This is a genomic window from Flavobacteriales bacterium (assembly GCA_016124845.1).
GTDB lineage: Bacteria > Bacteroidota > Bacteroidia > UBA10329 > UBA10329 > UBA10329.
The window spans coordinates 23,695-45,795 of record WGMW01000049.1 but is presented as its reverse complement, the minus strand read 5'-3'; the positions used below and the strand labels follow the sequence as shown (position 1 = coordinate 45,795).

Genomic DNA, 22,101 nt, shown 5'->3' with positions numbered 1-22,101 from the left:
CCTTGAACTACCTATCAGCTGAAAATCTCAGTCGCTCGTATGGTGAGCGCGTGCTGTTTGATGAAGTAACCTTCGGCATTGACCGTGGGCAGAAGATGGCGCTGGTGGCCAAGAATGGTACTGGCAAAACCTCGCTCCTGCGTATTCTGGCAGGGCTGGAACCATCAGAAGGCGATGGAAAAGTGGTGTACAGAAACGGCATCACCGTGGGTTATCTGAAACAGGAACCCGAACTGAACCCTGAGCACACCGTGATGGATGCGGTGTTCGACCCTACGAACGAACTGATGCAAGCCGTGCGCAGGTACGAGGAGGCGGTGGCGCATCATGCCAACCCAGAAGTTCTTCAGCGAAGTTTTGATGAGATGGAACGCCTCAACGCGTGGGACATTGAAGCACAGGCAAAGGAAATTCTCACTTCGCTCAACATCACGGAGTTTGAGCAGAAAGTTGGAACGCTTTCGGGCGGACAGGTGAAGCGCGTGGCGATGGCCAAAATGCTCATCGAGCAGCCCGACCTGATGATATTGGACGAGCCCACCAACCACCTCGACATTGAGATGATCGAATGGCTGGAAGGTTTCCTCTCGAAGCCCGAAAAGACCATCCTGATGGTGACGCACGACCGCGTGTTCTTGGACCAAGTGTGCGACACGATCATTGAACTGGAAAACGGCCAACTGTATAAGCATCGCGGCAACTATTCGACCTACCTGAACAACCGCGCGCTGCGGCAGGAAGTGGAAGCCGCGAATGTGGACAAGGCGCAGAACCTCTACCGAAAAGAGTTGGAATGGATGCGTAGGCAGCCGAAGGCGCGCACCACCAAATCGAAATCGCGTGAGGATGCGTTTTACGAGACCGAAAAGGTGGCCAAGACGAACCTGAAGCAGGACGAACTGAAGGTGGACGTGAACATGCAGCGTATGGGCAGCAAGATCCTGGAGCTGCATCGCATCCGTAAAGCTTATGGCGATAACGTGTTGCTCGATGGGTTCGATTATAAGTTCAGGCGAGGTGAACGCATCGGGATTGTAGGCGCCAACGGTAGCGGGAAATCCACGCTGCTGAAGATGATATTGGGCCAGATAGAGCCCGATGGCGGCAAGATTGTGATCGGAGAAACGGTGAAGATCGGATACTACGGTCAGGATGGATTGGAACTGAAGGAAGGCAAACGAATGATCGAGGTGATAACCGACATTGCCGACCACATTCCGCTCAAAAAGGGCAAGTCCATTTCGGCCGCGCAACTGTTGGAACGCTTCCTGTTTCCGCGCCACATGCACTACCAAGTGGTGGAGAAACTGAGCGGTGGCGAGAAGAAACGCCTTTACCTCCTCACGGTGCTGATGTCGAACCCGAACTTCCTTATTCTGGATGAGCCGACCAACGACCTCGACCTGCTAACGCTGAACGTGTTGGAGGATTTCCTGATGGATTTCGAAGGTTGCATCCTTATCGTGACACACGACCGCCACTTCATGAATAAGCTCGTGGACCAGCTTTTCATCTTTGAAGGAAACGGAAATGTGCGCGGCTTTGTGGGCAATTATGACCAGTATCGTTTCGCCCGTGAAGAAGAGAAAGAGGCCGAGAAACGCAAGGCTGCTTCCATCAAAAAGGCAGAAAAGCAAACGGAGACGCAAGCTTCGAAAGGCAAAATGGGCTTCAACGAAAAACGTGAGTTCGGTCTGCTGGAAGTAGAGATCCCCAAACTGGAAAAGAAGAAAGCTGCCTTAACTGCTGAACTCGAAAGCATTGTCGATGACCACGAAAAGCTCGTGAAAGTATCAGAGGAATTTCAACGTGTTTCAGACGAACTGGAAGAAAAGGAAATGCGGTGGTTGGAGTTGAGTGAGTTGGAGGGTTGATGGAACGCGGATGACGCGGATCGCGCTGATTCTCACGGATTTCTTGCTGATATAAGTTTCAATTCGCGAATCGCGAATTGGAAATCGGTACTGGTCAATAAATTGATAGAAAGGAAATGCGCTGGTTGGAATTGAGTGAGTTGGAGTGATTACTTCTTCGGCACGTAATCGTTTCGTATCACTTTGAATTGGGCAGCAGAATTATACTTTCGTGCTAACTCTTTCAGCTCAAAACCTACTAAACTGTCAACATAATTCTTATCTAACACGGTTCCTCTTTGTATTGGCGGAACATACAAATCCATGATATAAGGAGCTGAATCGGCTGATTGAATCGAAGTAATTAGTCTATCAGCAACTATACCCTTTCCCATTAAAAAATCAACAATGATTTCAGATCGCCTGAGCGAAAGTTGGGCAACCCCATCTTCATAAAATCCAGCTCTTCCGATAATCTCCATCACAACTGTTGGATTCTCCTTCAATGTCGATGCTAATTCAGTTAAGGTCTCAATGGCCAGAATGTCAAGCTGCGAAGAGTTCTTGGCGAAAAACACATTAGGTGTTCTGCCACAACCAGTAGGATAGTCCACCTCCTTATCGTTGATCAGGGGCAGGTCATCTTCCTTAATTCCAACTGTCGAAACTTTGAAGGTTCTGTTTAGAAACCGCCTCTTTGATTTCTCTTTCGGGTCAGAAATAGTCAGAACGTACGACATATCTGGCATAATCAGATTGTTCGCAAGCCAGAAGACCCCATCCTCAAATAAAATCTCAAACGTGGTACCATCAACTCCAACCCCAGTAATTTCCCCGTTGACCAATTTCTTAGTCTTAAAGTCACATACATAACCTTTAACGACCGTATCCGCTTCAAACCTCTCCTGCCCAAAAGCAGAAACCGCTAAAACCACAAACGGAAAAAGAAGCTTCATCAGCACGAAGATAAACTGCGTATTAAAACCATCACAACTTATATCATCACGCAGTGAACAATTCCAAACCGTCCACCGTTGGTTTGTTGAACGTTTGGTAGTTTTTACCAACTGTTTGTAGAACTACAGGCGTTTGGGTTTCGAAGTTGAATCTTTTCATCAAAAACACCATACATCATGAAAGCTCAAGCATTTATCTCCATTCTAACGATCAGTATTTTGCTGACTTTTTCCATGGATCTCTTTGGTCAGAGCGCGTCTACGAAGAACGCAAAATCGTCTACGCTTTCGCCTGCGGTAGAAGCCGCTGAAATGCAGTACAAAGACCTTCCAATGGCCGTGATGAAAGCTGTGGAAACCGACAAGTATTCGAGCTGGAAAGTGGATAAGGTCTACAAGGTTGGGAAGCGCACGCCAGGTAGCGCCCATCACTACATGATCCGATACCAGACAGGAAAAGGCAACGAGTTTACGGATGTTTACCTTGATGAGAATGGTGAGATCCTTGACCCACAGGGTTCGGCCAGCGAATCGGACAGCAACATGAACAATTGAAACACGTTTGTTCGAGAACAGATCGAACTCAGCAATAACGCTTTTTAACACTTCGTGCACAACCTTTTGGTTAGCTTGCCACACATTCAAGCGTACCTGCTATTTTAACGCTTGCTTTATGCAAACGAACGAATCGCAATGAAAAAGGTAGTTCCAAAGAAGTTGAATGAGCTGGCCGCCACGGCCATTTCGGGTAACGACATCAGTTCGTCCTGTCTTTATGTTTCGGCATTGGCCATTATGTATGCAGGCCAATATGCCTGGATCTCGCTGCTAATGGTGGGTGCGGTGCTCTTCCTCTTCCGCAAGATCTATGGCGAAGTGGTGGGTGCGCTGCCGCTTAACGGAGGCGCGTACAACGCCCTGCTCAACACCACCAGCAAGTCGATGGCATCGTTGGCGGCCACGCTTACGCTGCTATCGTACATGGCCACGGCCGTCATCTCGGCCAACGAGGCCATACATTATCTGCACAGCCTGTTCCACCAGTTGCCCATCATCATTGCCACCATTGTACTGCTGGCCATGTTCATGGGACTGAACATCATCGGCATTGGGGAATCGTCCAAAGTGGCCATCGGCATCTTCATTTTCCATCTTACATCGTTGGTACTGCTTTCGGGTTTCTGCGGATGGCACATTATTGTCAACGGATTCGATGTGTTCCTTGCCAACTTCCATCTGCCTGTGGAAGGTGGAATTCTGCGAGCACTCTTCTTCGGATTTGCCGCAGCCATGTTGGGCATCAGCGGGTTCGAGAGTTCGGCCAATTTTGTGGAAGAACAGCAGGAAGGAGTGTTCCGCAAAACGCTGCGCAACATGTGGATCGTGGTCACGGTATTCAACCCATTGATGGCATTCCTTGCCTTGGCCATCATCCCGATCGAAGCGGTAGAAGGCAATCAGGAAGCGTTACTCTCTTACATGGGAGATGTAACGGGCGGCAAATGGCTATCGGTGCTTATTTCGGTAGATGCTGCGCTGGTGCTGAGCGGTGCAGTGCTTACTTCGTATGTGGGAGTAAGCGGACTGGTGGAGCGCATCACCTTGGACCGCATCCTCCCTCCTTTCCTACTCAAGCGGAACAGTCGCGGAAGTGCCTACCGTATTTCGTTGTTGTTCTTCTTTCTCTGCGTTTCCATCCTGCTCATTACTGGCGGAAAACTCGGAGCCTTGGCTGGTGTTTACACCATTGCCTTCCTATCGGTGATGGTACTTTTCGGTCTGGGAAATGTGCTTCTGAAAGTCAGACGCAGAAACCTCCCGCGCCCAGAACGCTCTGGTTGGATCTCCCTGATGATAGCCATAATTGCGGTGTTAACGGCCATTATCGGAAATGCGGTTCTCAACCCACCATACCTCATCGTGTTCTTCCAATATTTCATTCCCACATTGCTGTTGGTGACCATTATGCTGAACCGAACGCTGCTGTTGCGTTTGCTTCTCAGTATTCTCAAATACATGTTCACGCCCGTTCAGAACTTCTTTATCCGCTCCAACACCAACCTCACCAATCTTATCGATGAGATCAACTCGCAGGAGTTCGTGTATTTTACCAAGGATGATGACGTGGCCACGCTGAACAAGGTGATGCAGTACATTCAACGGAACGAGCATACCAAGAAACTGAAGGTTGTAACTGCTGTGAAGAAAGGACAGACACCCTCAGCCCAGTTCCTCAACGACATTGATGTGCTGGACCGCGAATATCCGCACATCAAAATCGATTTCATTGTATTGGAAGAAGCCTTCGGTCCGAAGCTGATCGAGAAGCTTTCGAAGCAATGGAACATCCCCGTCAACTTCATGTTCATCGGTTCGCCAGGCGACCATTTCCCGTTCAAAGTAGAACAGTTGGGCGGTGTAAGATTGATCATATAACGTGATGCAATGGTGCGTCACGGAACTCAAACATATTGGTAATGAAAGTACGTGAGCTGTTTATTTTTCTATCTGTTGCAAGCCTTGCTGCCATTGCAGCGATCTATACCATCTGGCCTCCTGTGGTCTGGTTCCTTATCGTTGTTTTACCGCTCGTGGTTCTTGGTGTCTATGATATTTTTCAGACGCAGCACAGCATTCTGCGCAACTACCCTGTGGTAGGGCATTTGCGGTATCTGCTTGAAGATTTCCGTCCAGAGATCATGCAGTATTTTGTGGAAACGGATACGCAGGGAAGGCCGATAGACCGTATTGAACGCTCGTTGGTTTACGAACGTGCAAAAGGCGTGAACGATACCGCTCCGTTCGGAACCCAAGAGGATGTTTACAGCGAAGGCTACGAGTGGATGGAGCATTCCATCTACGCTAAAAACCCAGATGAAATGGATGATGTGCCCCGCGTAACGGTTGGAGGTCAGCAATGCAGCAGACCTTACTCTGCCAGTGTGCTTAATATCTCGGCCATGAGCTTCGGTTCGCTGAGCAAGAACGCGATACTGGCGTTGAACACGGGTGCCAAACTCGGCAACTTTGCGCACAACACGGGCGAAGGCGGCCTGAGTCCTCACCATTTGCAGCCTGGCGGTGACATCATCTGGCAGATCGGAACAGGATATTTCGGCTGTAGAACAAAGGATGGGAAGTTTTCCCCGGAACTGTTTCAAGAGAAAGCTGCGCATGAAAGTGTGAAGATGATAGAGATCAAGATCTCTCAGGGCGCCAAACCCGGACATGGCGGTATTCTTCCCGCCATCAAAAACACCGAGGAAATTGCAGCCATCCGCCACGTGGAGCCGCACACCACGGTTTTCTCGCCACCGCATCACACGGCCTTTTCGGATGCAGAAAGTCTGATGGAATTCGTGAAACAGCTCCGCGAACTCTCAAGCGGAAAGCCTACCGGTTTTAAGCTGTGCGTAGGCAGAACTGAAGAATTTGTGGACATCTGCAAGGCCATGCTCTCCACAGGTATTCTCCCCGATTTCATTACCGTAGATGGAGGCGAAGGCGGAACGGGTGCCGCCCCGGTGGAATTCTCCAATTCGTTGGGAATGCCGCTACGGGATGGGTTGGCCTTTGTGGTCGATACGCTCACTGGCTTCAACCTCAAGAAGGACATCCGGGTCATCGCATCGGGCAAGATCATCAGTGGTTTTCATATGGCGCGCGCGGTTGCTTTGGGTGCCGATATGTGCAATAGTGCCCGTGCGATGATGTTGGCCATTGGTTGTATTCAGTCGTTGGAATGCCATGTGAACACCTGCCCAACGGGTGTGGCAACGCAGAACAAAAGCCTGATGCGCGGGCTGGTGGTGGAAGACAAGGCCAAGCGCGTAGCCTCGTATCACAAAAAGACGGTTCAGAGCTTTTTAGAGCTGGTGGCAGCAACAGGAAGTACGCATTACAGCCAACTGAATCGCACACATGTGAAGCGAAGAGTAAGCATGAACAGAGTACTGAGGTATGATGAGATCTATCCGACCGTGGCCAACGGATGTATGCTGAACACCATGGCGGAGTAGAGAAATGAAACTCCTGATCCCATTTCTTCTTACAACGTCATCCCTGTTGGCACAGAATGGATGCCAAGACCTTTTGGCGCTTATCGGACAGCGCGACATCTACAGAACACTCACAGATTTCAGAGAGAACTGCGGGCCGTTTGAAGAAACCATTTCTGAGGATGGCACAGACAAGAAGTGGCGCAACGAGGAGAAAGGAATCGAGATCACATTCATCAACCGCGCTTCAGACAAGTTTGCACTACCGAAATATGAAGTGATGATGGTGGAACTGACCGCGTTCACAGACAAAGGCGGCTATAAACAAGCGTGGCCATTCGGTTTTACACTCGGCATGGATCACAAAATGGTGAAGCAGCACATTGAAGACCTCAAGTCAGTTACATACAACAAAAAAGACCTTGGGAAGACAGGTTCCTCATTCGTTTACACGGGTTCGCCCAACGCCAATCTGGGTGGTCGGCAAATCAAGGTTTCCATCGTTCAGTTTGATGGAAAAACCATCAGTTCAATGCGCTTGCGGTTGAAGTGACGCTCAGTTTTGAAGCAACGCGATGCGCTGTTCGATATCCTTCTCTATCAGGTGGATGGTCTTTGGGCCAATGGCAGTTTCCTTGGCGAATTGAGCAAAACCGCTCACCGCGACACAGATTCCATCCACCACATTCTTTGCATTCCGAATCCCGACCTTCTTGGCAACAGCCAGCACATCTCCCCTACCGATCTCTTTGGATTTTCCGTTGATGGTCAGCTTATGAAACTTCATGCTTGGTTTGTAAGGATCGAAGGGATAGGTGATATCGTAAGCTGGTGAAAGCCGCCAACCGCCATTGGATTCCATCACAAAACTGAAGTTCTTCAAGTGGTCATCCATATTGCAAGCAGCCACGTTGAACACCATCTGCTTGAACAAACGTTCCTTATCGCGGTGCGAAACCTGCAACCGCTCCATGATCCCGAAAAGCTGTTCGTAACTGAAAGGAACTGTTCGGTCAGAATATCCCGTCAGACCGGCCAACGTCTGCGTATGGACCTTCTTTCCGTTCACCCGATCATATCGCTGCGTTTTGAAATGAAAAGAACCGTCCACTTCAAGCAGTTCGCTTGGCATCATACCAAGTCCGGCCTGTTGGGCCATCTGCCAATAAACATATTCCACGGACGTCTTTTCCTTGCCCCAAGGTGTGTCCGTATCGTAAGCAAGTTTGACGATATGGTATGTGAACGCGGTATCTGCATGGCAAACATCGCCTGCGCGAATCTCGCCTGTAGCAGAATTGACAGCTACAAGCACCTTGGCCTGTGCACCGCCAACAGACGAGCCAATGCTGAGAATGTGCTGCAACGCTTCACGTTCACTCACAAAATCCGAAAACGCATATTTATTCTCAATGATCTTCTTCGATACGTTGGCAAGCTCAGTGAAATCCACTTCACTGACAGCACCCATCACCTCCTTTCCCGGTTCATATTCCAAGGCTCCAACTCCTCGATTGGCCACATACATCAATCGGTCAACCGGATTCAGATCCTGTAGATGATAATTGTTCTGTATCAGCCATTCTTGGAACACTCGATTCCCGAAAGCATCCGGAAGGCTGTCTGCGATCATCGGGGGCAACCCCACGAAAAGTTCATTGTAAGCACCTCCATAGTGCAAACGCTGCCGCTTGTCAAGCAACAGAGGCGATAGGTTGTAATCTGCCTCGCGATAAGCATTATCAAGTTCGAAGATGGAGGTGTTGCTGTTTGCATCCCACGTGAGATAACCTACCGTATCCGACCATATTTTCACCTTCACGTTGCTCACTTGCCACGCTTTTTGTTCTCTTGCTCAAAAAGTTGTTTGGGAGAAATGGTCGGAACCCGTAACACTTCTTCCAAAGCATCCAAACGGTTAAAAACCTTGAGAATGCGCAGAAGCGTGCTGACCGTTGTATTTGCTCCGCGTTCGATCTCGCTGATGTTCACACGACTTACCCCAACGCGGTCGGCAAGGTCCTGCTGACTCATTCCCGCGTTCTTGCGAAACTGACTTATGCGTTTGCCAAGTTCTGCAAGCAGATCATCTTCCAATTGAAATTGCCAGCCCATTGTAAATTATAATTGTCAAAATTAACCAATTAAGGCATTAATGACAATTATATTTTACACGTCAAGAGCTTTGGCTCTGCGAATTATCGGAATTGCCTCCACCTTTCTTCTTACGTTTCTTCCATTTCGGATTGAAACGTTTCTTTTTGCCATCACCACCCGAATGACCCGAAGGTTTGTGCGAACCGCCTTTTCTATTGCGGTTACGATTGCGACCACCTCCATTTCTTCGTTCCGAAGGATTGTACTCGGGGCCTTCGCCTAACTCATCTGGAAGTTTCGGTTTTTCGATGGTGCGTTCGATCAACCGTTCGATGTCAGCAAAGCGGTAAACATCATCCTCATTAATGAACGTGATGGCCTGTCCGCTGGCACCTGCACGGGCCGTTCTACCGATGCGGTGCACGTAATCTTCCGCATCGCGCGGCACTTCATAGTTCACCACAATTTCGATGTTGTCAATATCGATTCCACGTGAAAGCACATCCGTGGCGACCAGAAAATTTAACTTACGATTACGGAAGGCGTTCAGCACTTCTTCCCGTTCGGCCTGCTCCAGATCACTTGAGATGGCGGCAGCTTTCCAGCCTTTGCGTTGAAGACGTTTGTTCACCGACTTTACGCTGTCCTTGGTGGAGCAAAAAATAATGCAGCTGTTCACCTCGCGTTCTGCCATCAGCAGCTCAAGTAAACGTTCCTTACTGCCATCATGAACCATGTATGCTACTTGGCTAATATTCTCAGAGGGCTTGGAAATGGCAATTTCAACACTTAAAGGATCTTTGAGCAGGCTTTGCGCCAGCTTGCGGATCTTGGGCGGCATCGTGGCAGAGAACAACATGGTCTGCCGACTTTTGGGCGTGAGTTCCACGATCTTCATAATGTCGTCATGGAAACCCATGTCCAGCATGCGGTCTGCCTCGTCCAATATCAGGCATTCGAGTTTGTCGAAATTCACATACTCAAATCCCATGTGGGCAATCACGCGACCAGGCGTACAGATGATGACATCAGCACCGCCCATCAGCGATTGCTTCTCAAAATCCCACGAAGTGCCATCTTTTCCGCCATAAATGGCAATGGACGAAACGCCCGCGAAATAGCCCAGTCCCTGCAACTGCTGATCGATCTGAATGGCCAGTTCGCGTGTTGGTGCTATGACCAACGCCTTTACACCGTCATTGGTGCTTTCAACCACGCGTTGAATAACTGGAATGAGAAAGGCAGCTGTCTTACCGGTTCCTGTCTGCGCGCAGCCTATAAGGTCGCGGCCTTTAATGAGTTCGGGAATGGATTGTGCTTGAATGGGGGTTGTCTGTTCGAACCCCATGGCATCCAACCCTTCCATTAGGCTTGGATGCAGATTCAGTTCTGAGAATTTCATTGGATACAAAGGTGCAGTTTAATTCGTACGCATTGTAAACTTGATCTTAAGGAAACAAAAAAGCACCCCGAAGAGTGCTTTTCTGTTCATTTCGAATGACCGAGGACTATCCGCCCATTCCTCCCATCATCTTCTGGAAATCAGCAAGCGTCATTTTCTCGTATCCATCAGGAATCACGAAAAGATCTGCACCCAAAGATTCCTTTTTCACCGACTTGGCAGTCACTTTCATTTTGAACTGTCCTGCATCAATGGTGTATTCCAATGGGAAACCGTTCAGACCTTCGTAGTGCTTGCTCACTCCTGCAGGAAGTTCCTCTGTGTAGTACACCACCATTTCGCCAGCACCTTCGATAACGGCAATGGCCTTCTTGCACTTGTAACCGGCAATTTCCTTGGTCTCATCCAAATACTTGAACTCTGGCTTTTTGTCCTTTCCGCCTTTTTTGTTCAGATCCTCCAATTCCTTCTTCGACATCTCAACGGCCATCTTCTTGCCCATCATATCCATCAGAAGTGTTCCGTTCTCTTTCTTAGAATCTGTGATGGTCACTTGGCTCATGCCCATTCCCAAAGACTGCTCAACTCGGCTCTTCTCTCCTTTGATCATGGTGGTCATTTCATCTGGAAGCATGGCCGACATTGCTGCCATTTCGGGTGGAAGATCCTGATATTCAAGACCGTAAACTACGGTTCCTTCAAATTTTTTCTGCGCAAATGTTGGTAGCGCAATGGCCACGGCCATACAAACTGCAATTAGGTTTTTCATTATTGTTTTTGCTTGATTTATTACTGATTAATTACCTCCGAATACCTGCTGGAGGATTTCGCTTACTTGGTGAACAGGATCTTGGCGAATCTTGCCCTCCTCTTCTGCTACCAGATGAAACAGTCCATCCAAAGCTTTGTTTGTTGTGTAATCTGCCAGGTCGGTATTTACGGTAGGTTGTCCCAAGAATGGTGCAACGGTATTGTAGTTTGATGTCAAGGTTCCCCAAGCTGTCTGCGCACCGACTGTCTGCAATGAATTTTCGATATGCGGCAGAAAAAGCACCTTGATGCTGTCCTGCGTGTTCGTACGCAAATACTGCGTGGCTGCATCGTCTGCACCGTTTACAATATTGATGGCATCTGTAATGGTCATGTTCAATATCGCATTGATCAGAATATCCTTGGCCTGCGGAGCCGCATTTTCCGCTGCTCGGTTCAATTTCAGCACCACCTGATCGACAAGTGGCTGTCCAACTCCAGGGATGGAAGAGATATTGTCCACAATAACATTGGCCTCTGGCGGCAACAGAATCTTAATGGCCTCATTGCCGAAGTAACCATCCACCGCACTTCCATTAGAAACAGCTGTGTCAGAACCTACACGCAACGCCTCTTTCAGTGCTTCGGTGGCATCTCCATCAGAAAGAAGGCTGTCTACGATACCCGAAACTGTATCGCATGATGGCAATGTACTGAGCCCAACGAGCGAGAGGATCAATGCAAATGGAACAAACGCCTTTTTCATCTTCATTCAAATTATCTGACCACTTGAAAATATCCCTTTACCGGGTCTTTGCCATTGGGCAGTTCGCAAACGTAATAGAAAGTTCCGGTAGAATGATTGCCTCCATCCCAAGGATGCAACTGATAATCATCGGTCTTATAGACCTTTCTTCCCCAACGGTCCCAAATGGTCAAGGTATTTCCAGGATACAATTCCAAACATGGGAGGTTGAAAACGTTATTCTGTGGCGTATGCCCACAGATGTCGGTACCGCCCATGAACTGCGAATTCGGGTTGATGACGTTCGGGGCAACAACATCACAGCTTATGGCAGCAACCACCACTTCGGCCGTTGCCTGATCCATGCACTCATCTGTAACTGTTAGACTGTAGAGGCCGACTACGGAAGAATCTGGAGGAAGTTCGAATGGGACGGTCACCTTGGCTGAATCGTTAGTGATCCACGCTCCTTCAATAAGCGTACCATTCCAAGAATATGCGTAAGGAGCCAAACCTCCGGAAACGCTTGATGCGAGCGTATCGGACCACAGTTCGCAAACCACAACCGTATCGCCATTCAACAGATCGGCATTCAGGATACTCACCTTCAAGGTATCAAAAACAGGAACTGTTACGGTAGCCGTGCTTGAAGTACTCATCTGGCAATCATCAACCACTGTCACGGTAACATCAACCGTCTCAGTCGGATTAAGGCTCGTATTATCATCTGTTGAACCCGTTGACCAAGAATACTGGAACGGATCGTTGCCACCCTGAACATTGGCCAAATACACAACCAGATCACCGGGGCATTGAACCGTAGTGTCAGAAATGGAAACCGTTGGTTCGGTGTAAGGTTCTACAGTTACCGTTATCGTATCTTTTACTTCGCCAACGTAACAATCATCCGTTATTGTAATGATGTAATCGGTGGTCTGCGTAGGTTGAACCGTTATGGTACTTGTACTCTGGTTACTGCTCCAAGTGTATGTGTAAGGTTGAACTCCTCCAGAAGCAATGGCTGTGAGCGTGGCGGTTTCGCCCGGACAGTCAAGCACCACATCTGCACTTGTCTGAAGGTTCGGTATGGCAACCGGGTTCTGCGTAATGACAAGCGTATCTGGCTCTGAGGCCACACCACATTGATCGAATGCGGTCACATAGAAAAGCGTGTCAGAAATTAGCGAAACATTAATGGAACTTCCGCCTGCTCCGGTACTCCATAGATAGACGTACGGTGAATTTCCCAAACTACCGGAAGCGTTGAGTGTTGCCGGTTGAGGCACACAATTGAATGTGGCGGGCCCTGTGATGTGTACCATCGGATCGGGGTTCACCAGATATTCAATGAAGACAGAATCTTGGTTGGCCTGTGTGCCGCAGGCATCGGTGGTGTTCACATAAATGAGCGTGTCGCCCGTTGGGTGAATCCAAATGCTGTCGCCCACCAAACCATTGCTCCAACTGAAGGTGTATTCCGGATTGCCCATGCTTGCGGTAGCGGTTACGAGCACCGAATCGCCAGCACATTGAACGTTGGATGGAGCACTTGCCCCGGCCACATAATTGTAAAAGCCGATGTCGTAGATGTGAATGGTTCCTGTAGATACGGTCGTATCTCCGCACAGATTGAGCGAATACACCGTAATAACGATACTGTCATTCGGTTCGGTCAGTAGGTCATCAATTGCTTCAATGGTGAATGTCAATGACGTATCTCCAGGAACGAAATGAACAGTATCTGGAACGCCTGTATAATCAACACCATTGATGGCTGAGCCAGAAACATACACAGGTACAGAAAGGAACGAGTCAACATCTGCAATGGGTCGCTCAAACGTGATGTCGGCAGGTGTGCATCCCTCCACGATCCAACCACCGCCATCTTCTACGGAGCCTGAAGCCGTTTGAATGTTCACATTGATAGCATTGGATTGAAAACTGCGGGCCTCGATGAAAACACCTGAATCGAATACGCCATCGCCACCATCTGAAAGCGCCATTTTGATATGATAGGTCTCACCGCACTGAACTTGAGCCTCAGCGCGCAACGGAACGGTCAGACCATCGTATTGAACAGAAGCACCACCGGCATTATCAGTATAGTAAATGTTATAGCTCGCCCAGTTGGGGTCCAAGGCAGCACAGTTGGCGGCAGTTCCGTTTATGCCTGATGTTCCGTTGTTCACCGTATTGATGGATACTGGCGTGCTTGTACCTGGTATCAATGCAATGTTTACCGCGTTGTTTGTAAACGGACCATTGAACCCTGGGCCACTTAAAAAGAACCCGAACACGTCATTTACACCAGCACACACATACTCGTTGTACTCCTCGCTCCCGAAAACATAATTGAATTTGATCGAATCACCCGTTGGAACAAAGTCGAATTCGAGTACAACCGCATCAAACGATTGCACACCACTAAGCGTTTCAAGGTCAGCATCCGAATTATTGCCGACACCGGTTCCAGAACTTCCGCTGTTGTTTGGGCCAATGGCATCAGCAACGTCTCCGCTGGAAAGAATGACCCCTTCGGAAATACCTACATTTGAATTGGAACCATCGAAATATCCGCTCTGTACGGCCGCTCCTGTGTAGGTAATGTTCGACACAACAACTCCCTGTCCGAGCAATACATCCTGCACCAACTGCTGCGGTGTCATGGTATTGTCAACTACCAATTGAGCATATCCCGTTTTCAATCCTCCAAAAGCCAAAATGGCCAGAACCAATCCTAATAATCTCTTCATATCGTTGTTTTCAATGCAGCTTGCTAAGATAGGTTTTAATCAATTCTCAGGTCAAACATGACCTGACCAAACCTTGCGCGTTGTCTTTCAGATGCTAAAATCCGAGTTGGAAACGGAATGTGAAGTTCTGAACGTTCCTTTCTCGGAACGGAGCAACGAAATCGACACGGATGATCTTGAAGATATTCTCGATGCCAGCTGTTACTTCCCAATAATTGCCATAGGTCGGTTCGTAGAGGTAATGCATTCCTCCCACTACCTGCCATTTCAGTTTTTTGATGAGCGGGATCTTGTTCAGAATGAATCCATTGAAATGGTGCTCAACGTGCGCTTGCACATAGTAACTATTTGAACTTGCCGCGTAATATGGCAACGCCATAAAACTGTTGGAACTGCTCGACATCACATGAACACGCGAAGTGTTGAAATTCTTCCAATCCATGAATGGAACAAAGTTGTTGTTCGGAAACCAACCAGCGCTCGTCACCCATTCGAACCTTCCCACCAACCCGAAGGAATGATCGTCTGAAACCTGTAGTTCCAACTGGTCGAAATCGGAGTTCAGCTGCCCGAAACCTCCAATGCCTTTTGTATACGTGAAATTGAAAGTGGGCCACTTGCTGCCAAGGTTGATCTTACCGTTCGGGCGTTCCATGTACTTCAATCCCGGCCGGAAGTTGATTCCGAGCTTCCATACCAACGCCAACACGTTTCCATATTCAGGTGCGTTGTATCTCAGCGACTCATTCCCAGGCTCGTTCAACGAGAAATACTTGGTCTTGTAATCCACGTATGTGCCAGCAAGGTTGTTCGCATTCTGCAACGTTTTGCGCTGACCGAAATAGACGGATGTGTTGAGTCGGAAACCGTTGAAAAGCTCTGCGCCCCAACCCGCTTCGCCATACGAATGCTGCTGCAATTTCATGTAGTTCTCTTCCAGCAGAATGCTGTAAAGCGAATTCAAGACCTGACCGATGGCATTCTCATTGAACTGCGAAACGTAATGCCCGCCTTCCAAGCGCAGCGACATGCGGTTTTTACGATTGAACCGATAGAAGAACCGCGCCTTGCTGTAATACTTGTTCGAATAGAATCCGTAGCGGTTGTTCCACGACAGATTCCAGTAAGAACCTTTATCTGTGTTTCGCTTGGCGAATTCCAATTTGTAATCGATGAGATAACCTTCGACCGTATTGTACTGCACGGCCGTGAGCGGTGACTGAAAATCCAGCGAATATTCCTTGGTGCTGTTCTGGTATTTGTACCCGTAAAGCAGGTTTCGCAGCGCAAACTTGTTGTTCTTCCTGTCAATGGAATCCTTGTAAACCTTCGATTCCTTCACCACCTCAATGCTGTCTTTGCGCTGATAATCCTTGCGTTCCATTTCGGTGAGCGGCACCGTGCGTATCTGCTGCCAGAACTCCTCTCCTTTCTCGTTGGCCTCCGACTCCACTTTCAGCACAGGGCCTTTGTCCCAACTCTTAAAATCGAACACGGTGGATGTATCTCCCACACTCGAAACCAGTGCGTCATCCACCTTTTCCACTTTCTTGTCGCTTTCTTCTTCATCGGTCGGTTCTTCCACTTCTGCGTAACGATCTATGAGTGTGGTGTCTCGTACATACTGACGTACGCTGTAATCGCTGAATACGGACGAGAAAGTTCCCCAACCTTTTACCTTGAAGAGTTTGACGTTGAAAGCAAAATCGAAGCTGAGGTTGCTCTTCATCCACAGGTCGGGTGTGAGCGGAATGAAATCCACTTTCATACGGACCGTATCTACGAAATCGATGCCTGCTTCGGAGGTCATGAACAGATCCGCCCCATGGATGCGCCACGTGTTCTCCTGAATGAAAATATGCCCTTGAAAAAGCGGCACGCCTGTTACGCGCGGAATCAGCTCAATGCGATTGACAATGATCGAATCTTCAATGTAAAAACCGCGATAGATGTATCTATAATAAAGGTTTGCCGAAGGTGAAAGTGGCGAAACCAGATCGCGGTCGCTCAACCCTTCCAAATTGTAGGTTCGGTCATAGAAATTGAAGTTGAGACTGGTTGCGTTGTTCCATGTAAAGCCCTGCGAATTACCACTGACCTTGGACGCAATGACACGTTCCTTGGTCTTATCTGGCGCTTTGAAATGGAACTCGCTCAGACTTTCTGACAGATAAATGATGCCGCTGCGGTTCTCGTCCAATCCACTCACATCCAACGATTGTCCCAAGATGCGTTTGGGAAGATTTTCCACGTAGTTCAGTCCCTTCACATACACCTTGCATGAATATTCGCGCACCTGATCCTGATAGAATTTTCTCCGCGATCGCGCCAAGCGCATAATTCGATATGCAGGATCCTCGTTGCCGTCAACAGTTGCCTCCCCCAACTGAAAAACCACGTGTTTAATAACCACATCCACTTGGGTTTTGCCCGAAACCGTTACGGGTCGAACCTCCGTTTTGTAACCCACATAGCGGAAAACCACCGTGTAGTAACCGTCTTTCAATTCGAGGTGATAATTACCCTCAGAATTGGTGGTTGTTCCGTTAGTTGTTCCTTCTATGTAAACCGAAACGAACGGAACGGGATTGCCGTCCTCATCCACCACTTTTCCATCCACAGAACCAGCCACGGCACTGAATGCCGAGATCCAGCAAACGACAAGAGCGAATATGAATTTGGATAGGTTCAAGTCCGCTAAAGATAATCTTGACTATTGAAAATCTGGATGATTCAATGTTCGAAGTAGCCGATTTTTGAACACAGCCTTCGTGTACTCGCAATACGAAACAACGGTTCCTTTTCCATTTTCATCTACGAGCAAATACGGCTTTTCGGCCGATGAAACCGTGTTCTTGGTGTCATTTGGGCCAATCTCGATGTAAGACGGAATTTTGGGGATGATCTCGAATTCCTGCGGATAAAGTAGCGCACCTACCGTGGAACAGTCGAATGGGATGAAGCCTTTTTTGGAACCGATGAATGTACGCCACAGGCTATGCCAACTTTTCAGTTGCCTGTACAACCAGTGGTCGCCCTTGTTCGCGCTCTTTTTAAGATGTTTGAAGTCGTCCAAGCTCAGAAAAAGACTGTCAGAGCAATCGTAGCCAGAGAGCAGCACAGGAATTTCGGTTTCCAGCAGAACGGAAGATGATCTCGGGTCGAGATCGAAATTATAATCTGCAAACTTTACTTTTCCCGAACCTGGGTTGAAAAGCATGCCTGGTCGCCTGCCTGCGCAATAGGTTATTGCGGTGATGTTTCGATGCAGATCTGGACGGAGTTTCAGCACCGTTCCGACATTTGTCATTGGTCCGAGCGCCATGATCGCCATCGGTCCTTTTTCCAACGCTGCGATCATTGCATTCACTGCATCCGTCTGCTTCCCGAAACCCGTGCTATCATCCGAACCTTTGTAGGTGGGAATCTGTCGGTCTGCCGCGTACCAGCCCAGCAATTTGGAAGTCACTTTATCGGCATAATCCACGCCATGCACAAAGCTGATCCCCTCTATTTGGAGAGTTGTATCGCCCAGCATCATGATCAGCGCCAGACCATCATCCACGTCATGTTTGAACTTTCCGATCATGATGTCGGTATCGATCCAAACCCGCTGCTGGGCAACGAGCGAAAAAGGAAGAAGCATGAAAAGAAAAATGCTCAGCCCTCTCATCCGTTCACTACCAGTTCGTAGGCTTCGTCCAGCAACGAAAGTCGTTCTTTCAGATTCAGTTCGAGTGGCAACTGCGCCAACCCGATCAACCTGCGCATGATCTCCATGCCGCTGAATTTCGAGAAAAGCGAACCATCAAAACGACTATCGAAATGGTAATAGACAAATAGGTCTTTGATGAGGCTATCTGACTGCTGCGCCATTTTGAGATGTGCCACGCATACGCCCAATTCAAACTCGGCAGGACCTGTAAAACAGAACTCCGGATCGATCATTCTGAATCCATTGTCCGTTTTTAACCAACTGCCAGGATAATAGTCACCATGCAGCAGTCGTGTTCCGTCATCTGCCAAATAAATACCACCAAGCTCAGCAGCATATTTCTTCAATTTCTCGTCATTCCTGAATTTGGCGGTGGCCGACTGCAGCCCCAGCACAACACCATCAAGGTCAAATCCATTTTTTGCCTGCAACGGAAGTTCAAAAATGTGCTGATGATTGAGTACCCGTAACTTCCGATTGGTGATGCGCTCGCTTTCCTGAAGGTCCTTAAAATTGAAATGAAGCTCGGAAACCACACGGGCAATGTCTGCCATCTCACTTTTCTGAAGATCCGTGTCTTTTCTGTAAATGGAAGTGAAATCGTTGGACGGTCCGAAATCCTCCATACAGAGAATGAAATTCTTCTCATCGAACCAAAATATTTCGGGTGTGTATTCACGGATCACCTCATTTTTGCGCACAACCTCGTAGAAATGATACTCGGTAAGAATACGATCGGAAGGCGCAGCCACGGACGGATATTTATTGACCCAAGGCCGCGATTGCTTTAGAATGAATGACCGTTGATCCGTAAAGACCCGCAACACGACATTCATGTTCCCTTCTCCGGCCAGACCAATGTGTGTGAGCTTCTCGCCTTCTGCCAAGCGACCGCGCTCAGAAAGATAGGTTCCGAGTCCGGAAATATCGTTCACTTCCAACAGAAAATCGGCCTTGAAATAACTTGCCATAACGAGTTAGTGGTTTGGCAAGATACGGTGAGGAACCCAATGCTGTGTAACCACGGTAGCCAAAGAATATATTTGCGACATGGCAAACCATTATGTTGTTGGAATTGCAGGCGGCAGCGCCTCTGGCAAAACGTCCTTCTTGCGGCAGTTGAAAGAAAGTCTTCCAGAAGGTACCGTCAGTATCATTTCGCAGGACAATTACTACCGACCGAAAGAAGAACAGCAGCGCGATGAGAATGGTGAGGTGAACTACGACCTGCCTTCATCCATTGACAGGCATGCCTTCTTCCGCGACATTAATGTACTGCTTGACGGGAAGCCGGTCCAGTTCAAAGAATACACGTTCAACAATCTGGGACGCGAACCTGAAACACATGTGATAGAACCTGCTCTGATCCTGGTAGTTGAAGGACTTTTCGTATTCCATTACACAGAGATCAGTGAGCTCCTCGACCTGCGTGTTTATTTGGATGTGCGTGAAGAGATCAAACTGCAGCGAAGAATAAAACGCGACCGGGACGAGCGCGGCTATCCAGAAGCGGTTGTCCGTTACCAGTGGGAAAACCATGTGATGCCTTCTTTCAAGAAATTTCTCAAACCGTACCGTGATGATTCGCACATCATCATCACCAATAATATTTCATACACCAAAGGATTGGCCGTGCTGACCGACCACCTGCGCTACCGCTTGGAGAATGAGTTGATGCGCGAAAGCAGTTCCGAAGGCGTAATTGGCTGACCGCCAGCTGCAGCCCACTCTTTGAAGATGTGATAAAGTGCGCGATTGTATGGAACCTGCACGCCCACTTTCTCAGCAAGATCTATAAGATACCCATTGATGTCTTCCAGTTCGGTAGAATCGTTTCCAGCTTCCATATCCTGCGCCATGCTGTTAATGTTGGTGGATCTGATCTTCTTCTCAAAAATGGGTAGAATGACGAACTTGGGCAGCATCAAACTCAAGCGAAGAAGCATCCATGGCGGCATGCCTGGAATTCTCACCTCTTTGGTTCCTGCTTTTTTAATGGTCTGAACGCCTTCCCACAACAAATGGGAGGAAATTTCCTGAAGCACATCCAATTGGCGGCCACGGTTCTTATGATGCGCCACAATTGTCAGAAGCGCGTTTCCGAGGTTGATGACGAGCTTGCAGCGGGCTGCGTCCAATGGCCTATCCACAAGCGTTACACTTATTTTGCGCTTAAGTATGTAATGCACCGATTGGACCGTGGGATTCTTGAGGTCAGTTGAAGAAAGTGCAACAGTCCCGCCTTCTGCCACCGCAGCTATCTGAGATGTTCTGTGTGCATTGAATGCAATGGTTGCGAACATGGTCGTCTTGAACTTGGACTGAAGCACCTCCACGTGCCGTACTCCATTAAGCACCGACATTACAGGAACATCGGCTCCGAAAGCATCCAGAACTTTATCTACCGCTTCATCAAGCGAATAACTTTTCACCCCGAACACGACAAGATCGGGCCGTTCCACACCATCCAAAGATGAGAATGCCTTGCACTTGTACACGCGCATGTTCTTATCGCCTGGCAAACGGCATTGAAACGCCTGCGTGCGGATCAATTCATTGTCTGAGGTCCGAACCAAAAAGGAGGTTTGCGTTGTCCCCGAATGCATCCATCCTGCCAAACTGAGATTGACCGCACCTGAACCGATGTAGAGAACGTTCACTTACTCTTCCTCGTATTGTTTGAACGAATTCAGATTGTCTTTACCCACATCCATAATGGAACTTTTCATCAACGGAATGAATGCCCTCGAAAGGAAATCGCGTCCCTTTATCTGAACGTACGTGTCGACATCCGTTGAAAGTCCATCTGCTTTGAACTTGACGTTCACATCAAATTCGATCTTATCATTATACAGATTGAATCGGACAGACTCCATCGGAACGACCTCCACAACCTCAAGTGTGTAGACAACATCTGTCTCCGTTCCTGAGTAATGCAGCGTGAATTCGCTACCGGGCATGGCCAGAAAACCACTTTTGCGTTCCACGTGGTCCAAACCACCTACCCATTTCGGTGAGGATTGAACATCAAGAAAACCCGCAAACACCTGAACGATGGGTTTGTCGATATGCGTTTCGAATTGATCGTCCACTTCGGGCACAAACACCCCGATAAGCACGAGGCCGCAGACCATCAGCAAAAGGACGATCAAAAGACTTTTAAAAAATTTCATGGTTTCCTGGTTGGTTGCACGAATATACGGCTAACGGTCTGTTGAGGATCAATGAAAGCGTCAAGTAAATCTCCAAAAGGGAATTTTGAATGGCTTCAACCCAATTTTCTAAATTCGCGCCTCACCAAATCAATATCATGTCAGAAGGAAAAGAAAACGTAAAGCTGAAAGGAAGTCCTGTATTGTTGAAAGGCTACATACCTGAAGTGGGAGAGATCGCGCCCGATTTCACTTTTGTGATGTCGGATATGAACGAAAAAAGTCTGTACGATTTTGAGGGACTGAACAAGGTCATTCTGTCTATGCCGAGCATAGATACAGGCATCTGCGCCATGGAAACCAAGAAATTCAATGAGGCCATTTCCAAATTGGACAATGTGGTCTGCTTGGCCGTTACGAAAGACCTTCCATTTGCCTTGAAGCGTTTCTGCGGTGCCGAAGGAATCGAGAACGTGAAGGCTGTTTCGGATTTCCGCTACGGTGATTTTGGAAATGAATACAATCTGGAAATGGTGAACAGCCCGCTGAAAATGCTGTTGGCGCGTGCCGTTTTTGTGCTTGACAAGGAAAATCGCATCAAGTACATCGAACTCGTAGAAGATATTACGTACGAACCTGAATACGACAGAGCTTTGGAAGCCCTTTCCAAACTGAACTGA

General features: G+C 48.3%; 19 protein-coding genes. 7 read left to right on the top strand and 12 right to left on the bottom strand.

Annotated elements, in window-relative coordinates:
- Positions 1-2 precede the first annotated feature (2 nt).
- A complete protein-coding gene (locus tag GC178_16120; protein ID MBI1289093.1) occupies positions 3-1,874 on the top strand; it encodes an ATP-binding cassette domain-containing protein in 1,872 nt (623 codons plus the stop codon).
- A gap of 149 nt (positions 1,875-2,023) precedes the next feature.
- On the opposite strand, the gene GC178_16115 is transcribed toward GC178_16120, so the two are convergent.
- Positions 2,024-2,809 (bottom strand): OmpA family protein, encoded by a 786-nt coding sequence (locus GC178_16115; protein MBI1289092.1) that lies wholly within the window; start codon positions 2,807-2,809, stop codon positions 2,024-2,026.
- A gap of 177 nt (positions 2,810-2,986) precedes the next feature.
- On the opposite strand from GC178_16115, the gene GC178_16110 reads away from it, so the two are divergent.
- The 4 genes from GC178_16110 (at position 2,987) to GC178_16095 (ending at position 7,360) form a co-directional block, all read left to right on the top strand.
- Positions 2,987-3,364, top strand: coding sequence for a hypothetical protein (locus tag GC178_16110; GenBank protein ID MBI1289091.1), 378 nt, complete (start codon positions 2,987-2,989; stop codon positions 3,362-3,364).
- A gap of 138 nt (positions 3,365-3,502) precedes the next feature.
- The gene (locus GC178_16105; protein ID MBI1289090.1) at positions 3,503-5,245 is read left to right on the top strand and encodes an amino acid permease; all 1,743 of its coding nucleotides are present in this window, start codon (positions 3,503-3,505) and stop codon (positions 5,243-5,245) included.
- A gap of 41 nt (positions 5,246-5,286) precedes the next feature.
- Positions 5,287-6,828, top strand: a complete 1,542-nt coding sequence (locus GC178_16100; GenBank protein MBI1289089.1) for an FMN-binding glutamate synthase family protein — start codon at positions 5,287-5,289, stop codon at positions 6,826-6,828.
- Between the two features lie 4 nt (positions 6,829-6,832).
- Positions 6,833-7,360, top strand: a complete 528-nt coding sequence (locus tag GC178_16095) for a hypothetical protein (GenBank protein ID MBI1289088.1) — start codon at positions 6,833-6,835, stop codon at positions 7,358-7,360.
- 3 nt (positions 7,361-7,363) lie between these two features.
- Here GC178_16095 and GC178_16090 read toward each other — a convergent pair whose 3' ends face one another.
- The 9 genes from GC178_16090 to GC178_16050 form a co-directional block, all read right to left on the bottom strand.
- The gene (locus tag GC178_16090) at positions 7,364-8,638 is read right to left on the bottom strand and encodes a hypothetical protein (protein MBI1289087.1); all 1,275 of its coding nucleotides are present in this window, start codon (positions 8,636-8,638) and stop codon (positions 7,364-7,366) included.
- A complete protein-coding gene (locus GC178_16085) occupies positions 8,635-8,922 on the bottom strand; it encodes a helix-turn-helix domain-containing protein (protein ID MBI1289086.1) in 288 nt (95 codons plus the stop codon). Before GC178_16085 ends, GC178_16090 begins: the two co-directional genes overlap by 4 nt.
- A 61-nt stretch (positions 8,923-8,983) precedes the next feature.
- Positions 8,984-10,306, bottom strand: a complete 1,323-nt coding sequence (locus tag GC178_16080) for a DEAD/DEAH box helicase (protein MBI1289085.1) — start codon at positions 10,304-10,306, stop codon at positions 8,984-8,986.
- Between the two features lie 106 nt (positions 10,307-10,412).
- Positions 10,413-11,075 carry a DUF4412 domain-containing protein gene (locus GC178_16075; GenBank protein ID MBI1289084.1) on the bottom strand — a complete coding sequence of 221 codons (663 nt, stop codon included), beginning with the start codon at positions 11,073-11,075 and terminating at the stop codon, positions 10,413-10,415.
- Positions 11,076-11,102: 27 nt separating this feature from the next.
- Complete coding sequence (locus GC178_16070; protein ID MBI1289083.1) at positions 11,103-11,828, bottom strand: DUF4197 family protein; 726 nt, start codon at positions 11,826-11,828, stop codon at positions 11,103-11,105.
- 5 nt (positions 11,829-11,833) lie between these two features.
- On the bottom strand, positions 11,834-14,554 hold the full coding sequence (locus GC178_16065) for a hypothetical protein (GenBank protein ID MBI1289082.1): 2,721 nt from the start codon (positions 14,552-14,554) through the stop codon (positions 11,834-11,836).
- A gap of 94 nt (positions 14,555-14,648) precedes the next feature.
- A complete protein-coding gene (locus GC178_16060; GenBank protein MBI1289081.1) occupies positions 14,649-17,246 on the bottom strand; it encodes a hypothetical protein in 2,598 nt (865 codons plus the stop codon).
- A 21-nt stretch (positions 17,247-17,267) separates the two neighbouring features.
- On the bottom strand, positions 17,268-18,227 hold the full coding sequence (locus tag GC178_16055) for a nucleoside hydrolase (protein MBI1289080.1): 960 nt from the start codon (positions 18,225-18,227) through the stop codon (positions 17,268-17,270).
- Positions 18,224-19,240 (bottom strand): phosphotransferase, encoded by a 1,017-nt coding sequence (locus GC178_16050; protein ID MBI1289079.1) that lies wholly within the window; start codon positions 19,238-19,240, stop codon positions 18,224-18,226. Before GC178_16050 ends, GC178_16055 begins: the two co-directional genes overlap by 4 nt.
- A gap of 79 nt (positions 19,241-19,319) precedes the next feature.
- On the opposite strand from GC178_16050, the gene GC178_16045 reads away from it, so the two are divergent.
- Complete coding sequence (locus GC178_16045; protein ID MBI1289078.1) at positions 19,320-19,979, top strand: uridine kinase; 660 nt, start codon at positions 19,320-19,322, stop codon at positions 19,977-19,979.
- On the opposite strand, the gene GC178_16040 is transcribed toward GC178_16045, so the two are convergent.
- Positions 19,922-20,929 (bottom strand): hypothetical protein, encoded by a 1,008-nt coding sequence (locus tag GC178_16040; protein MBI1289077.1) that lies wholly within the window; start codon positions 20,927-20,929, stop codon positions 19,922-19,924. The two genes, GC178_16045 and GC178_16040, sit on opposite strands and share 58 nt — an antisense overlap.
- A complete protein-coding gene (locus GC178_16035; protein ID MBI1289076.1) occupies positions 20,930-21,442 on the bottom strand; it encodes a hypothetical protein in 513 nt (170 codons plus the stop codon). It abuts the gene before it with no gap.
- Between the two features lie 137 nt (positions 21,443-21,579).
- Here GC178_16035 and GC178_16030 point away from each other — a divergent pair, with 137 nt between their 5' ends.
- On the top strand, positions 21,580-22,101 hold the full coding sequence (locus GC178_16030) for a thiol peroxidase (GenBank protein MBI1289075.1): 522 nt from the start codon (positions 21,580-21,582) through the stop codon (positions 22,099-22,101).